Annotated in this window: 16 protein-coding genes; 12 read left to right on the plus strand and 4 right to left on the minus strand. The window is 70.6% G+C overall.

The features are described from left to right. The first annotated feature begins 28 nt into the window (after nucleotides 1-28). From ACYVC6_RS15770 to ACYVC6_RS15785, 4 genes are all read left to right on the plus strand, one after another. On the plus strand, nucleotides 29-913 hold the full coding sequence (locus ACYVC6_RS15770) for an alpha/beta fold hydrolase (RefSeq protein ID WP_460715367.1): 885 nt from the start codon (nucleotides 29-31) through the stop codon (nucleotides 911-913). Between the two features lie 38 nt (nucleotides 914-951). Continuing rightward, on the plus strand, nucleotides 952-1,683 hold the full coding sequence (gene recO / locus ACYVC6_RS15775) for a DNA repair protein RecO (protein WP_460715368.1): 732 nt from the start codon (nucleotides 952-954) through the stop codon (nucleotides 1,681-1,683). 7 nt (nucleotides 1,684-1,690) lie between these two features. Continuing rightward, complete coding sequence (locus ACYVC6_RS15780; protein WP_460715369.1) at nucleotides 1,691-2,461, plus strand: isoprenyl transferase; 771 nt, start codon at nucleotides 1,691-1,693, stop codon at nucleotides 2,459-2,461. Between the two features lie 107 nt (nucleotides 2,462-2,568). Then, nucleotides 2,569-3,819, plus strand: coding sequence for a sensor histidine kinase (locus ACYVC6_RS15785; RefSeq protein WP_460715370.1), 1,251 nt, complete (start codon nucleotides 2,569-2,571; stop codon nucleotides 3,817-3,819). Nucleotides 3,820-3,837: 18 nt separating this feature from the next. Here ACYVC6_RS15785 and ACYVC6_RS15790 read toward each other — a convergent pair whose 3' ends face one another. The 4 genes from ACYVC6_RS15790 to ACYVC6_RS15805 are packed head-to-tail and all read right to left on the minus strand — an operon-like array spanning nucleotide 3,838 to nucleotide 6,953. Next, complete coding sequence (locus ACYVC6_RS15790) at nucleotides 3,838-4,242, minus strand: Fur family transcriptional regulator (RefSeq protein WP_460715371.1); 405 nt, start codon at nucleotides 4,240-4,242, stop codon at nucleotides 3,838-3,840. Next, nucleotides 4,229-5,239, minus strand: a complete 1,011-nt coding sequence (locus ACYVC6_RS15795; protein ID WP_460715372.1) for a metal ABC transporter permease — start codon at nucleotides 5,237-5,239, stop codon at nucleotides 4,229-4,231. The genes ACYVC6_RS15790 and ACYVC6_RS15795 overlap by 14 nt, the downstream gene beginning before the upstream one ends. Further along, nucleotides 5,236-6,012 carry a metal ABC transporter ATP-binding protein gene (locus ACYVC6_RS15800; protein WP_460715373.1) on the minus strand — a complete coding sequence of 259 codons (777 nt, stop codon included), beginning with the start codon at nucleotides 6,010-6,012 and terminating at the stop codon, nucleotides 5,236-5,238. Before ACYVC6_RS15800 ends, ACYVC6_RS15795 begins: the two co-directional genes overlap by 4 nt. Then, entirely contained in the window at nucleotides 6,009-6,953 is a 945-nt protein-coding gene (locus tag ACYVC6_RS15805) for a metal ABC transporter substrate-binding protein (RefSeq protein ID WP_460715374.1), read from the minus strand. The genes ACYVC6_RS15800 and ACYVC6_RS15805 overlap by 4 nt, the downstream gene beginning before the upstream one ends. A gap of 62 nt (nucleotides 6,954-7,015) precedes the next feature. Between ACYVC6_RS15805 and ACYVC6_RS15810 the strand changes: the two genes are divergently transcribed. From ACYVC6_RS15810 to ACYVC6_RS15845, 8 genes are all read left to right on the plus strand, one after another. Beyond that, nucleotides 7,016-7,336 (plus strand): antibiotic biosynthesis monooxygenase family protein, encoded by a 321-nt coding sequence (locus tag ACYVC6_RS15810; RefSeq protein WP_460715376.1) that lies wholly within the window; start codon nucleotides 7,016-7,018, stop codon nucleotides 7,334-7,336. Between the two features lie 4 nt (nucleotides 7,337-7,340). Next, the gene (locus ACYVC6_RS15815) at nucleotides 7,341-8,738 is read left to right on the plus strand and encodes a glycine--tRNA ligase (protein ID WP_460715377.1); all 1,398 of its coding nucleotides are present in this window, start codon (nucleotides 7,341-7,343) and stop codon (nucleotides 8,736-8,738) included. A 26-nt stretch (nucleotides 8,739-8,764) separates the two neighbouring features. Next, nucleotides 8,765-9,454 carry a hypothetical protein gene (locus ACYVC6_RS15820; protein WP_460715378.1) on the plus strand — a complete coding sequence of 230 codons (690 nt, stop codon included), beginning with the start codon at nucleotides 8,765-8,767 and terminating at the stop codon, nucleotides 9,452-9,454. 22 nt (nucleotides 9,455-9,476) lie between these two features. Beyond that, nucleotides 9,477-10,625, plus strand: coding sequence for a tRNA dihydrouridine synthase DusB (dusB, locus tag ACYVC6_RS15825; protein WP_460715379.1), 1,149 nt, complete (start codon nucleotides 9,477-9,479; stop codon nucleotides 10,623-10,625). A gap of 124 nt (nucleotides 10,626-10,749) precedes the next feature. After that, nucleotides 10,750-11,598, plus strand: coding sequence for an SH3 domain-containing protein (locus ACYVC6_RS15830; RefSeq protein WP_460715381.1), 849 nt, complete (start codon nucleotides 10,750-10,752; stop codon nucleotides 11,596-11,598). Nucleotides 11,599-11,766: 168 nt separating this feature from the next. Next, nucleotides 11,767-12,144: a VOC family protein gene (locus ACYVC6_RS15835; RefSeq protein WP_460715382.1), complete on the plus strand. Its 378-nt coding sequence runs from the start codon at nucleotides 11,767-11,769 to the stop codon at nucleotides 12,142-12,144. A gap of 35 nt (nucleotides 12,145-12,179) precedes the next feature. After that, nucleotides 12,180-13,421: a deoxyguanosinetriphosphate triphosphohydrolase gene (locus ACYVC6_RS15840; RefSeq protein ID WP_460715384.1), complete on the plus strand. Its 1,242-nt coding sequence runs from the start codon at nucleotides 12,180-12,182 to the stop codon at nucleotides 13,419-13,421. Beyond that, nucleotides 13,388-14,347 (plus strand): 2-hydroxyacid dehydrogenase, encoded by a 960-nt coding sequence (locus tag ACYVC6_RS15845; protein ID WP_460715385.1) that lies wholly within the window; start codon nucleotides 13,388-13,390, stop codon nucleotides 14,345-14,347. The genes ACYVC6_RS15840 and ACYVC6_RS15845 overlap by 34 nt, the downstream gene beginning before the upstream one ends. Nucleotides 14,348-14,357: the final 10 nt, after the last annotated feature.

Raw genomic sequence — 14,357 nt, forward strand, 5'->3', positions numbered from 1 at the left:
GGTTACCCGCCAGTAGTATCGTGAGGCCATGTTGGTCTCCGAGCGCATCGGGCAGTTCTTCCTCGATACCGAGGAAGGCCGCGACCGTCTGGAGTACACCGAGTACGGCGGCGGGGAGTCTTGGGTCGTGCTGCTCCACGGTCAGCTCATGCCACGCCGCATGCAACAGCCACTGGCCCGGGCGCTGGCCGCCGAGGGGCTGCACGTGGTCACTCTCGACCTGCTCGGGCACGGCCGGTCCGACCGTCCGGCCGACCCGCTCGTCTACTCGATGACTGCGTTCGCGGAGCAGGTGGTCGCGCTGCTCGACCACCTGGGCGCCGAGCAGGCGGTGGTGGGTGGCACCTCGCTGGGAGCCAACGTCAGTCTCGAGGTCGCCGACATCGCTCCCGACCGGGTCCGCGGACTGATCGTGGAGATGCCGGTGCTCGACAATGCGCTGGAGGCAGGCATCCTCGCCTTCGGACCGCTGCTGTTCACCGCGCGGTTCCTGCCCTTCACCGTCTCAGCGGTCCGGCTGCTCACCCGGCCGATCCCCCGCGGCATCGTGCCGTTCTGGACGGGCATCGTGCTCGACACCCTCGACCAGCGCCCCGACGCGATGGCTTCGGTCGTCCACGGTCTCTTCTTCGGTCGGGTCGCGCCGTCGTCCAAGCGACGGCGGGCGATCACCGCACCCGCCTTGGTGGTGGGACACCCCGCGGACCCCATCCACCCGGCCGCCGACGCCGCGATGCTGGCCGAGGAGCTCCCCAACGCCACGTTCGTCAAGGCTCGGAACATCCTCGAGTGGCGCTTCGCCCCCGACCGGCTCAACCGGATCGCCGCCGGTTTCGCGCTGCGCTGCTGGGCGGACCAGAAGTCGAATCAGAAACCGAACCAGAAGAGCGGCCGCCGCCGTTCCGGCGCGTGACCAGCGTCGGCACCCACTGACGTAGCAGAATCTCCAGAGTGCCTCTCTATCGAGACGAGGCGGTCGTGCTGCGCACCCACAAGCTCGCAGAGGCCGACCGGATCGTCACCCTGCTGACCCGCGAGCACGGGCGGGTGCGCGCGGTCGCCAAGGGGGTACGCCGCACCACCTCGCGCTTCGGTTCCCGGCTCGAGCCGTTCACCCACGTGGACCTGATGCTCGCCGAGGGGCGCAACCTGGACACCGTGACCCAGGCCGAGACGCTGAGCTCGTTCTCCGGGACGCTGGGCAACGACTACGAGCGCTACACCGCCGGGACGGTGATGCTCGAGACCGCCGAACGGCTCGCCTCGGAGGAGAAGCAGCCGTCGGTCCAGCAGTTCCTGCTGCTCGTGGGCGGCCTGCGCGCGATGGCGGCCGGCGAGCGCCGTCCGGCCCAGGTGCTGGACTCCTATCTCCTGCGGGCCCTGTCCGTCGCGGGCTACGCCCCGTCGTTCGAGCACTGCGCCCACTGTGGACTGGAAGGGCCGCACCGCTGGTTCAACCCGTCCATGGGCGGGGTGCTCTGCCCGACCTGCCGGGTGCCCGGGTCGGCAAGCCCTGCGCCCGAGACGGTGACGCTCCTCGGCGCCCTGCTCGCCGGTGACTGGCCGGTCGTCGAGGCGGCCACCCCACGCCGGCTCACGGAGGCGAGCGGGCTGGTCGCGGCCTACCTGCAGTGGCACCTCGAGCGCGGTCTCCGGTCGCTGGCGCACGTCGAGCGCTCATGAAGCGCCGATGAAGCGCCAGGTGAGGGCACCGGCTCCGCACCCCTCCGGGGCCACCCCGCCGGCGATCCCGAAGGAGCTCGTGCCCCGGCACGTCGCGATCGTGATGGACGGCAACGGGCGGTGGGCCAAGCAGCGCGGGCTGCCGCGGACCAAGGGGCACGAGCAGGGCGAGAGCTCGCTCTTCGACGTGGTCGAGGGCGCGATCGAGATCGGGGTCAAGGCGGTCTCGGCCTACGCGTTCTCGACCGAGAACTGGACCCGGTCACCCGACGAGGTCCGGTTCCTCATGGGCTTCAACCGCGACGTGATCCGGCGCCGCAGGGACGAGATGCACGAGCTCGGCGTCAAGGTGCGTTGGGCCGGGCGGGCTCCTCGGTTGTGGCGCTCGGTGATCAAGGAGCTGCAGGCCGCCGAGGAGCTCACCCGCCACAACGCGGTGCTCACCCTGACCATGTGCGTCAACTACGGCGGCCGGGCGGAGCTCGCCGACACCGCCCGGTCGATCGCCCGAGAGGTGGCGGCCGGTCGGCTCAACCCGGACAAGATCGACGAGCGGACCTTCGCCCGGCACCTCTACGTCCCCGAGCAGTCCGACGCCGACCTGGTCTGGCGTACGTCGGGGGAGCAGCGCTTGTCCAACTTCATGCTCTGGCAGGCCGCCTACAGCGAGCTGGTGTTCACCGACGTGCTCTGGCCGGACGTGGACCGCCGAGACCTGTGGGCCGCGATCGAGACGTATGCCCGGCGCGACCGGCGCTACGGCGGTGCCCAAATCTGAGCTGGGCCTAGCCCCGGGCGCCGCCGAAATGCCTTCGCGCCTGTGTGCACCGTGCCATGCTGGTCAGCGTTCGGCCAAGGCCGACCGGGGGGTTGCAGGGAGGGTTGATGGGAGCAACGTGGTGGGACCGCGTTCGCGCGTTGGGACGAGACTCGTCGGGCCACAAGACGGAGGCGGACCGCCGGTCCGCTGAGCTCGCGGCCGCACTCGAGCAGCTCGGCCAGACCCGCGCCTTCGCCAACGCGATCTTCGAGTCCGTGGACGTCGGCCTCGTGCTCCTGGACAAGGACGGCAACTACCTCGCCACCAACCGTCGCCACCAGGACTTCCTCGACCTCGCGTTCCCGGACGGCCATGCCGGCAGGGCGGGGCAGCTCGGGGAGGTCTTCGCCGAGGACGGGGTGCGACGCCTCGCCCGGCACGAGATGCCCAGCCTGCGCGCGGCCCACGGCGAGGAGTACGACGACATCCGCATGTGGGTGGGCTCGGACCCGCTGACCCGGCGCGCGTGCTCGGTCTCGGCCCGGTCGGTGCGTGACGACGCCGGCAACTTCGTGGGGGCCGCGCTGGCCTACAAGGACGTGACGGACTTCCTGCGGTCGATGGACGTCAAGGACGACTTCGTGGCGATGGTGTCCCACGAGTTCCGCACTCCGCTGACCTCCATCCACGGCTACGTCAGCCTCCTGCTCGACGAGCAGGACCGGCTGCACCCGGACGACGTCCACTACCTCAAGGTGGTGGCGCGCAACACCGAGCGCCTCCACCGGCTGGTCACCGACCTGCTGTCGTCGGCGCAGCACGACGGTCGCCCGCTGGATCTGCAGCGGACGCCCAGCAACGTCTGCGAGATCGTCCGTGCCTCGGTCGAGTCCGCCCGGCCTGCCGCGGAGGACAAGGACCTGTCCCTCGTCGTGGAGATGCCGTCCTACCTGCGGATCATGGTCGACGCCCAGCGGTTCGCGCAGGTCGTCGACAACCTGCTGAGCAACGCGGTGAAGTACACGCCGGCCGGGGGCCGCGTGTCCGTGACCCTCGCCGGACACGACGACCACATCGAGCTCGCGGTGCAGGACACCGGCATCGGCATCGCCCCTGCCGACCGCGACCGGCTGTTCACGCGCTTCTTCCGGACCCGGGATGCCGAGGAGCGCTCGATCCAGGGTGTCGGACTCGGGCTGTCGATCACCAAGAAGATCGTCGAGGCCCACGGCGGCCGGATCGACGTGGAGAGCAGCGAGCTGGGGAGCACGTTCCGGGTGTGGCTGCCGCTGGACCTGGTGATGGCCGACGACCTCGGTCCGGGCAGCGAGGACGTCGAGCTGCTCGCCGAGATCGAACGACTTCGGACGGGTTGACGCGGATCCGGGTAAGGCTCAGGAGCAGTCGGGGCAGGTGCCGAAGATCTCCAGCGTGTGGCTGACCTGCGCATAGCCGTGCTCCGCCGCGATCGACCTGGTCCAGCGCTCCACCGCCGGCCCCTCGACCTCCACGGTCCGGCCGCAGTCACGGCACACCAGGTGGTGGTGGTGCGAGTCCGAGCAGCGCCGGTAGATCGCCTCGCCGTCCTCGGTGCGGAGCATGTCGACCTCGCCGGCCTCGGCGAGCTTCTGGAGCGTCCGGTAGACGGTCGCGAGGCCGACACCGTCGCCGCGCTGGGCGAGCAGCTCGTGGATGTCCTGCGCCGACCGGAAGTCGTCGAACGAGGCCAGCACCTCGGCGACAGCGAGGCGCTGGCGGGTGGGGCGCAGGCCTGCCGGACCGGGGTCAATGCTCGTCATAGTGCTCTCCGTGGGCGGCGTGCCGGTGGCCGTCATGGACGTAGTCGACGTGGTCGCCGTGCCTGACCGCGACGTGGCCGCAGTCGGGGCCGTGCTCGTGGGGGTGCGCCTCGGTGTCGACGTGGTCGAGCGGAGGCACGTCCTCGGCCGGGAAGGGCGCGGTCAGGCGCTGGCGACCGCGCAGCCACGCGCCGACCGGCCAGGTCACCGCGAAGCCGGCGAGCGCCAGCAGCACGATGGTCGGACCGGGCTGGACGTTGGCGCTGGCCGGTGCGAGGCCCGCCACCAGGAGGCCGCCGAGGGAGGCGGCAACGCCGAGTCCCATCGCCGAGGTCAGCGTGGTGCGGAACGATTGGGTCAGCTGCTGTGCGGTCGCGACGGGCACGACCATCAGGGCCGAGACGAGCAGCAGCCCGACGCTGCGCATGGCGACGGTGACGCTCACCGCGGCGAGGACGGCGACCAGCACGTTGTAGAAACGGACCCGCAGCCCGGCGACGCGGGCGAAGTCCTGGTCCTGGGCGACGGCGAACAGCTGCGGCGACAAACCGACGCAGGTCACGACCACGACCGCCGCTAACGACATCGTCACGATCACGTCGGTGTCGTTCATCGTGGTGATCGAGCCGAAGAGGAACCCCTGGAGCTTGGCTGCGCCGGTGCCGGCGAGCCCGGTGAGGAAGAGGCCGCCGGCCAGGCCGCCGTAGAACAGGAGGGCGAGGGCGACGTCGCCGTGCGCGTACCCGCGCTCACGGATGACCTCGATGAGCACGGCGCCGAGGACCGCCACCACGACCGCCGTCCAGGTCGGCGACGTCCTGGTGAGGAGACCGAGCGCGACGCCGGTGACCGCGACATGGCCGATGCCGTCGCCCATGAGGGCCAACCGTCGCTGGACGAGGTAGGTGCCGACGGCCGGGGCGGCCAGGCCGATGAACACCGCGGCGATCAGCGCACGCTGCATGAACTCGTACGAGAACACCTCGGCGAGACTCACGACAGGCCCCCCTCGATCGGGCTGGTCAGTCGTACGGTGTGGCCGTGGTCGTGCTCGTGGAGCGGGTCGTGGTGGTGGGCGTGCTCCAGGCCGTGGTCAGCGAGCGGCGGGCCGTCCCGGACTATCCGCCCGTCGCGCATCACCACAGCCCGCGAGACGAGTGGCGCCAGCGGGCCGAGCTCGTGGGCGACCAGGACGATCGTCGAGCCGCGCGACCTCAGCTCGTGCAGCGTGGCCGCGAGCGCGCGCTGGTTGGTGATGTCGACGCCCGCGGTGGGCTCGTCGAGCAGCAGCATCTCGGGCTCACCTGCCAGCGCCCGGGCGATCAGGACCCGCTGCTGCTGGCCACCGGAGAGCCGGGAGATCCCGTCCCGTGCCCGGTGTGCGAGACCGACGACCTCCAGCGCCTCGTCGATCGCGAGACGGTCTGCGCGGGCCAGGGGTCGGAAGAGCCGACGCTGGCCGAGGCGCCCCGCGGCGACGATCTCCCAGACCGAGGCCGGGACGCCCGAACCGGCGCCGGCGCGCTGTGGGACGTAGCCGATCCGGGACCAGTCCCCGAAGTCGTGGATCGGGGTCCCGAAGAGCTCCAGCGTGCCCGCGGTGAGAGGCAGCAGCCCGGTGAGAGCCCGGACGAGCGTGGACTTGCCGGAGCCGTTGGCCCCCATCAGCGCGAGGAAGTCGCCGGTCCGCACGGTCAGGTCGATCCCGCGCAGTACCGGGCGACCGTCGATGGCGACGGCGCCGTTGGTCAGGACGACCGGGTCGGTCATGGACAGCCGTTGGCTTTGCGGAGGGCGTCGAGGTTCTGGGTCATCAGGGTCAGGTAGTCCTCGCCCTCGGTCTCGTCCGTGAGTCCCTCGATGGGGTCGAGCACGGCTGTCGTCACGCCCGTGTCGCGCGCCAGGGTATCCACCAGGGCCGGGGGAGCGAGCCGCTCCCCGAAAACAGTGGTGATGCCGTCGTCCTCGATGAGCTGCTGCAGACGAGCCAGGTCGGCCGGGGTCGGCTCGGCGTCGGGGGAGAGACCTGCGATCGCCTCGAAGTGCAGGCCGTACTTCTCGAGGTAGCCGAAGGCGTCGTGGCTGACCACCACCGTGTCCCGGTCACAGCCCTCCAGCCCGGCGGCGTAGTCCTGGTCGAGGCTCTCCAGGTCCGCGCGCAGGTCGGCGGCGTTGGCTTCGAAGGTGTCTGCGTTGTCGGGGTCGAGCTCGGCCAGCTCGTCAGCAAGGGCGTCGCCGAGGTCCGCCACGAGCGCGGGGTCCTGCCAGAAGTGCGGGTCGAGGTCGCCGTGGTCGTCCTCCTCCTCCTCCTCACCTTCGTGCCCGTCCTCGCCGTCGGCCGGCCGCAGGTCGACGGCCTCGGAGGCGTCGAGCACCGCCCCTTCGGCGCTGGTCTCGACGGCTTCGTCGACGGCCGGCTGGAAGCCGTGCTCGAAGACCACGAGGTCGGACTCCGCGACGGTGGCGGTCTCCTGGATGGTCAGCTCGAGGTCGTGCGGCTCCTTGCCCGGCACCGTGAGGTTGTCGACCGTCACGAGGTCGCCGCCGACCCGCTCGGCGACGTACTGCAGGGGGTAGAACCCGGTGGCCACGCGCACCCCGCCGTCGTCCGCGGCCTCGTCGTCCCCGGAGAAGGCCGAACACCCGGCAAGGAGGGTGGACGAGCCGGCGAGGACGAGAGCGGTGAGGACCGGGACGACGACGGAGCGCATGAGAACGATTATCAAGTCGGTTGAGAATCATTGTCAACTCGTGGGCGCGGTAGCGTCCACGAGTGCTCGTTGTCAGTCGCTTCCGGGTCCCGGTCGAGCAGGGCGAGCTCTTCCGCGCCGAGCTCCAGGGCGCCCTGGACGCGCTCGCCGAGCGCCCTGGACACCTCAGCGGCACGATCGGCCGCAACGTCGACGACCCGGAGCTGTGGGTCCTGACGACCCGGTGGGAGCACGTGGGCGCCTACCGACGTGCCCTCTCCGCCTACGACGTCAAGCTGCGCGCCGTGCCGCTCCTGAGCCGGGCCCTCGACGAGCCCAGCGCCTACGAGGTCGTCGAGCCGGGGACCGTCCTCAATACGCAGTCGACACGCTCGATAACCTGAGCGAATGCCGAAAGCCCCGCCCTCTGCCGTCGACCTCGTCGTCTCCCTCGCCAAGCGGCGGGGATTCGTCTACCCGTGCGGCGAGATCTACGGCGGGACCCGCTCGGCGTGGGACTACGGCCCCCTCGGGGTCGAGCTCAAGGAGAACATCAAGCGCCAGTGGTGGAAGGCGATGGTGCAGCAGCGCGACGACATGGTCGGGCTGGACTCGTCCATCATCCTGCCGCGCCAGGTCTGGGAGGCCAGCGGGCACGTCGACACCTTCATGGACCCACTCACCGAGTGCCAGTCCTGCCACAAGCGGTTCCGTGCCGACCACCTCCAGGAGGAGGCCGCGGAGAAGAAGGGGCTCGACGACCCGGACGCTGTCGACCTGGCGACCCTGGCCTGCCCCAACTGCGGCACCCGCGGGGCCTGGACCGAGCCGCGGCAGTTCTCGGGCCTGCTCAAGACCCACCTCGGCCCGGTGGAGGACGAGACCGGGCTGCACTACCTGCGTCCCGAGACCGCCCAGGGCATCTTCGTCAACTTCGCCAACGTCGTGACCAGCTCCCGCGCCAAGCCGCCCTTCGGCATCGCCCAGATCGGCAAGAGCTTCCGCAACGAGATCACCCCCGGCAACTTCATCTTCCGCACCCGTGAGTTCGAGCAGATGGAGATGGAGTACTTCGTCAAGCCCGGCGAGGACAAGGAGTGGCACCAGTACTGGATCGACGAGCGCACGAACTGGTACGTCGACCTGGGGATCGACCCCGACAACCTGCGCCACTACGAGCACCCGCAGGAGAAGCTCAGCCACTACTCGACCCGCACGGTCGACATCGAGTACCGCTTCCGGTTCCAGGGCTCGGAGTGGGGCGAGCTCGAGGGCATCGCCAACCGCACCGACTTCGACCTCACGACACACTCGAAGCACTCCGGCCAGGACCTCTCCTACTTCGACCAGGCCGCCAACGAGCGCTACACGCCCTACGTCATCGAACCCGCCGCCGGGCTCTCGCGCAGCCTGATGACGTTCCTGGTCGACGCCTACAGCGAGGACCAGGCACCCAACACCAAGGGCGGCGTGGACACTCGCGTCGTGCTGCGCCTCGACCCGAGGCTGGCGCCGGTCAAGGTCGCCGTGCTGCCGCTGAGCCGCAACGCGGACCTCTCTCCGAAGGCCAAGGCCCTGGCCGACGACCTGCGCAAGGCCTGGAACGTCGACTTCGACGACTCCGGCGCCATCGGCCGGCGCTACCGCCGCCAGGACGAGATCGGGACGCCCTACTGCGTGACGGTCGACTTCGAGACGCTCGAGGACGACGCGGTGACCGTGCGGGAGCGCGACACCATGCAGCAGGAGCGGGTCCCGCTCGCGGGAATCAGCTCCTACTTCGCCGAGCGTTTCATCGGCGCCTGAATACACCGCCGGTGCACACTGGCCGGGTGACCGGACGACTGTCGCGCGCCTTGGCCTGCGTGGTGCTCGCCGTGGCGCTGGTGGGCTGCTCTGACGACTCCGGGGATCCGGACGAGGACGCGACGTCGAGCGGGTCGTCGAGCGCTTCTGGCTCGGACTCGGCCGGCCCCGATGACTCGTTGCTGGTCCCGGAGGGGGTGGAGCTGACCGACCAGGGTTCGAGCCTGGAGGTCGGCGAGACCGCGACCGTCGCCTACGAGATCCGCCAGGGTGTGGTCGGCGTGCTCGACATCACCGTCACCAGGCTGGAGAAGACCTCGTTCGCGGAGTCGTTCGTCGGCTGGGACCTGTCCGACGAGACAAGGACGAAGAAGCCGTACTTCGTGCGGGCGACCGTCGCCAACCGCGGCGAGACCGACCTCGGCGAGCTGCGTCTTCAGCCGCTCTACGTCCTGGACGCCACCGACACCCTGGTCGAGTCGACCCTGTTCGGAAGCAAGTTCAAGCCGTGCAACCCCGACGCGTTCCCGGCGCCGTTCCCGCCGGGCGCGACCGCGGACCTGTGCCTGGTCTACCTCGTGCCCAACAAGGGTGACCTGGTCGCGGCGAGCTTCCGCCCGACCGAGGCCGACATCCCGATCACCTGGACCGGCGAGGTCAAGAAGCCCAAGCCCCCGAAGGACGACAAGGGCAAAGGCAAGAATCGGAAGAACTAGTGTCGTCGGCGAGAATGGCGGGATGTCCACCACACTCGCCGAGCACCCCGGCCTGACCCTGGGGTCGCTGCACGTCGCGACCCCCGTCGTCCTGGCGCCGATGGCGGGCATCACCAACGCGGCCTACCGCCGGCTCTGCGCCGAACAGGGGGCCGGTCTCTACGTCTGCGAGATGATCACCAGCCGCGGCATCGTCGAGAGGGACGCCGTGACCCTCGGAATGCTGGTCTTCGACGAGCTCGAGACGGTGCGGTCGGTGCAGCTCTACGGCACCGACCCCGTCTACGTCGGCAAGGCGACCGAGATCCTGTGCGGGGAGTTCGGCGTCCGGCACATCGACCTCAACTTCGGTTGCCCGGTCCCCAAGGTCACCCGCAAGGGCGGTGGGGGAGCGCTGCCCTGGAAGCGCGGGCTGCTGGGCCGGATCCTGGAGTCCGCGGTCGCGACCGCGACGCCGTACGACGTGCCGGTGACTATGAAGACCCGCAAGGGCATCGACGACGACCACCTGACCTACCTCGACGCCGGCCGGATCGCGCAGGAGGCGGGTTGCGCAGCGATTGCGCTGCACGGGCGGACGGTTGCGCAGTCCTACTCCGGCCGTGCCGACTGGGACGCGATCGGCACGCTCGTCGAGCACGTCGACATCCCGGTGCTCGGCAACGGCGACATCTGGGAGGCCGCGGACGCCTTGCGGATGGTGGCGGAGACCGGCGCCGCGGGCGTCGTCGTCGGACGCGGCTGCCTCGGGCGACCGTGGCTGTTCCGCGACCTGGCCGCGGCGTTCGCGGGCGAGCAGGTCGCCACGCTGCCCAGCCTCGGCGAGGTGGCCGCGATGATGCGCCGGCACGCCGAGCTGCTGGCACAGCACCTCGGGCAGGAGCGTGGCTGCAAGGAGTTCCGCAAGCACGTCTCGTGGTATCTCAAGGGCTTCGCCGCGGGCGGCGAGCTGCGCCGGTCGCTGGCGCTCATCTCGACGCTGGCCGAGCTGGACACGTTGCTGGCCCGGCTCGACCCCCGCGAACCCTTCCCGACGAGCGAGCTGGGCTCGCCACGTGGCCGCCAGGGCTCTCCCCGCGACAAGGTCGCGCTGCCAGAAGGTTGGCTCCTGGACACCGACGGGTCCGAGGTGCACATGTCCGAGGAGGCGACCGAGGTCACCGGCGGGTGAGCAGCGACACGTCCCAAATACCGTATCGGGATTGGTGGCGGCGTCGTTGCCTGTGCCAGAGTCGACCGCCGGCGCTTGCTACAGCAAGCGCATGTCATGTCAGCAACAGCAAAGGATCAGCGCTGTGGCCCACAGCCACAAGCGGGAAACCAATGCCCGCCGCAAGCCCCGTGCCATCACGATCGTGGCGCCCCTCGCCTTGATGGCGACCGTCTCGACGGTCGGCCTCGGCGTGCTGGCCAGTGACCCCGTGTCCAGCACCGTCATCGCGAGCGCCGCGACCACCGGCCTGGTCGTCGACCGTGCCGACCAGCCCGTGACCCGGTCGACCTCGCGGGGCGCCGCCCTCGACGCGGCCCCGGTCAAGATCCCCAACGCCATGTCGAAGGCCGCGATCCGGACCGCGATCAAGAACGCCGACACACGGCTGTGGACCACCGACGAGCTGAACATCTGGGACCAACCCGGCGACAAGGCCGAGAAGCTCGGTGAGCTCGACGCCGGCAAGAAGGTCCTCGTGACCGGCCGTGAGATGTGGGGCCGCAGCGAGATCGTCCTCGGTGGCAAGTCGCGCTGGGTGACCTCCGGCTACTTCTCCGACGAGAAGCCCCCGACGCTCGGTGGCGAGTGCACCAACGGCTCCTCCATCGACAGCGGGGTGAGCTCGTCGATCGTGGCGATCCACCGCGCCGTCTGCGCCAACTTCCCCGAGATCACCAGCTACGGCACCCTCCGTGGTGGCGGCGGCGACCACGGCTCCGGCCGCGCCATCGACATCATGGTGAGCGGCGCCCGGGGCTGGGAGGTCGCCAACTTCGTCCGCGAGAACTACGTGGCGCTCGGCGTCTCCTACGTCATCTACTCCCAGCGCATCTGGTCGGTCGAGCGCGGCGGCGAGGGCTGGCGCGGGATGTCCAACCGCGGTTCAGCGACCGCCAACCACTACGACCACGTTCACGTGTCGGTGTTCTGAGGAAGCCCGAAGGGCTGACGAGGAACACCGCACGGGAACGTGTTGTCGCCGAGTCGGCGGTACTGCACCACGCGCGAAGCGCCACACCGGCAGAAGCGCCGACTCGGCGCACCCGGCACCCAGCCGAGAACGAAAGCCAAACCGGTCCACGCGGGCCAGACTGGTCCCATGCCAGCCGTGACCATCCCGATCCTGCCGAGTGCGGACTTCGACCTGACGGCCTCCTTCTGGACCGGCCTCGGCTTCGTCGAGACGGGCCGGTGGCCGGACTACCTGATCCTTCGTCATCGGGAGCTGGGGATCGAGCTGCACTTCTGGCTCGACACGAGCGTCGACCGCTGGACCAACGACGTCGCCTGCTACATCCGGTTCGGCAGCCCGGACGAGGCGGTGGCGTGCCATGACCGGTGGGCCGAGGTCGCGATCCCGGAGCCCGCTCGGCTCACGCCGCCGAGGTCCGAGCCCTGGGGAGGCGTGGAGTTCCACGTCATCGACCTGCACGGCAACCTGGTGCGCCTCGGCGGCTTCCCGCCCGCGTCGGGCTGAGGCGGGGCCCGCCGGGTCGCCCTAGGGTGGCGTCGATGAATCCCGAGGACCTCTACGACGCGGATGCGCGGGAGCGACTCGTCGCCGAGCCCCCCAAGCGCGTGGAGGCCCCCGAGCGGACGGCGTTCGAGCGCGACCGGGCCAGGCTCGTCCACTGCGCGGCGTTCCGGCGACTGGCGGCGAAGACGCAGGTGGTGGGGCCGGAGACCGACGACTTCGTTCGCAACCGGCTGACGCACAGCCTGGAGGTGGCCCAGGTGGCCAGGGATCTCTCCCGGGCGCTGGGCAGCCAGCCGGACATCGCCGAGACCGCCGCGCTGGCCCACGACCTCGGCCACCCGCCGTTCGGCCACAACGGCGAGCGGGCACTGGCCGAGCTGAGCGAACCCTGCGGCGGGTTCGAGGGCAACGCGCAGACGCTGCGGCTGCTGACCCGGCTCGAGGCCAAGACGGTCGACGCAGACGGGCGCTCGGTGGGCCTCAACCTGACGCGTGCCACCCTCGACGCCTGCACCAAGTATCCGTGGCGTCGCGACCCCGACCCCGCCAACACCAAGTTCGGGGTCTATGAGGACGACCTGCCCGTCTTCGACTGGCTCCGCGCCGGCTCACCGCCGGGCCACCAGTGCCTCGAGGCACAGGTGATGGATCTCGCCGACGACGTCGCCTACTCGGTCCACGACGTCGAGGACGGGATCGTCGCCGGCAAGGTCGAGCTGACCAGGCTGGACCGGCCGGCGGTGTGGGCCACGGTCCGCGAGTGGTATCTGCCGACCGTCTCGGACGACGACCTGGAGGACGTCCTGGCCGGGCTGCAGACCCAGGGCAGCTGGCCGACCAGGGCCTACGACGGCAGCCGCGGTGCGCTGGCCGCACTCAAGAACCTCACCAGTGACCTCATCGGGCGCTTCTGCGGCGCCGTCCAGGCCGCCACGTTCGCCGCCGACCCGGGCCCGTTCATCCGCTACCGGGCCGACCTGGTCGTGCCCGAACGCACCCGCCTGGAGATCGCGGTGCTCAAGGGGATCGCCGCGCACTACGTCATGAAGGCCCAGGACCGCATCGACCTCATGGTGCGCCAGCGCGAGCTCATCACGGAGCTCGTGGCCGTCCTGCTCGACCGTGGTGAGGACGCCCTCGAACCGTCCCTGCGCAGCGACTGGCGCGAGGCGTCCGACGACGCGGCGCGGCTGCGAGTGGTCATCGACCAGGTCGCCTCGCTCACCGACGTCAGTGCGCTGTCGTGGCACGACCGGCTCTGCGGGCCCTCCTCGTGAGCGCGCCGCTGGTCTGGCTGCCGTTCGACCCCGCCGAGCTCGCGCTCGACGGCGCCCAGGGTCCGCCGGAGGGTCTGCGCTACGAGGTGGTCGACCCCACCCGCCACGTCCCGGCGAGCGTCACGGAGGTCGAGGTCTACGTCCCGCCCTACCTGGTCGACAGCCGGATCAGCGAGGTGCTGCCCCGGATGACGTCGCTGCGGGTGGTGCAGACGCTCACCGCGGGTGTCGACAACATCCGGCCCCACGTGCCGGACGGCGTGCTGCTGTGCAACGGCCGGGGGATCCACGACGCGTCGACCGCCGAGCTGGCGCTGACCCTGATCCTGTCGTCGCTGCGCGGCATACCGGGCTTCGTACGTCGCCAGGACGCGCGTGAGTGGCGGCCGGAGTGGCGGCCGGCTCTGGCCGACAAGCAGGTGCTGCTCGTCGGCCACGGTGCGGTGGGCGAGGCCATCGAGCGCCGGCTCGCTCCGTTCGAGACCGAGGTCGTCCGGGTCGCCCGGACCGCCCGCGCGGGGGTCCACGCGATCGCCGAGCTGCCCGACCTGCTGCCCGATGCCGACGTCGTGGTCCTGGTCGTACCCCTGACCGACGAGACGCGAGGCCTGGTGGACGCCGAGTTCCTCGCCCGGATGAAGGACGGCGCCCTCCTGGTCAACGTCGCCCGCGGCCCGGTCGTGGTCGAGGCCGACCTCGTCGCCGCGCTCCGGTCGGGCCGGATCACCGCCGCCGTCGATGTGGTCGACCCGGAGCCGCTGCCCGAGGACAGCTCGCTGTGGACCGCGCCCGGCCTGCTGATCTCCCCGCACGTCGGCGGAGCGAGCAGCGCGATGTGGCCGCGCGCCTACCGGCTGGTCCGCGACCAGCTCCTCCGGTTCGCCCGTGGCGAGGCGCCTGTGAACATCATGAGTGGCCCCTACTAGGGCGCGGCCT

It is taken from the genome of Nocardioides dilutus (assembly GCF_054779555.1).

Bases quoted from the DNA above. Each gene is read 5' to 3' on its own strand.
- ACYVC6_RS15770 (WP_460715367.1), top strand. From the start codon at position 29: ATGTTGGTCTCCGAGCGCATCGGGCAGTTCTTCCTCGATACCGAGGAA.
- ACYVC6_RS15780 (WP_460715369.1), top strand. From the start codon at position 1,691: ATGAAGCGCCAGGTGAGGGCACCGGCTCCGCACCCCTCCGGGGCCACC.
- ACYVC6_RS15785 (WP_460715370.1), top strand. From the start codon at position 2,569: ATGGGAGCAACGTGGTGGGACCGCGTTCGCGCGTTGGGACGAGACTCG.
- ACYVC6_RS15790 (WP_460715371.1), bottom strand. From the start codon at position 4,242: ATGACGAGCATTGACCCCGGTCCGGCAGGCCTGCGCCCCACCCGCCAG.
- ACYVC6_RS15800 (WP_460715373.1), bottom strand. From the start codon at position 6,012: ATGACCGACCCGGTCGTCCTGACCAACGGCGCCGTCGCCATCGACGGT.
- ACYVC6_RS15805 (WP_460715374.1), bottom strand. From the start codon at position 6,953: ATGCGCTCCGTCGTCGTCCCGGTCCTCACCGCTCTCGTCCTCGCCGGC.
- ACYVC6_RS15815 (WP_460715377.1), top strand. From the start codon at position 7,341: ATGCCGAAAGCCCCGCCCTCTGCCGTCGACCTCGTCGTCTCCCTCGCC.
- dusB (WP_460715379.1), top strand. From the start codon at position 9,477: ATGTCCACCACACTCGCCGAGCACCCCGGCCTGACCCTGGGGTCGCTG.
- ACYVC6_RS15835 (WP_460715382.1), top strand. From the start codon at position 11,767: ATGCCAGCCGTGACCATCCCGATCCTGCCGAGTGCGGACTTCGACCTG.
- ACYVC6_RS15840 (WP_460715384.1), top strand. From the start codon at position 12,180: ATGAATCCCGAGGACCTCTACGACGCGGATGCGCGGGAGCGACTCGTC.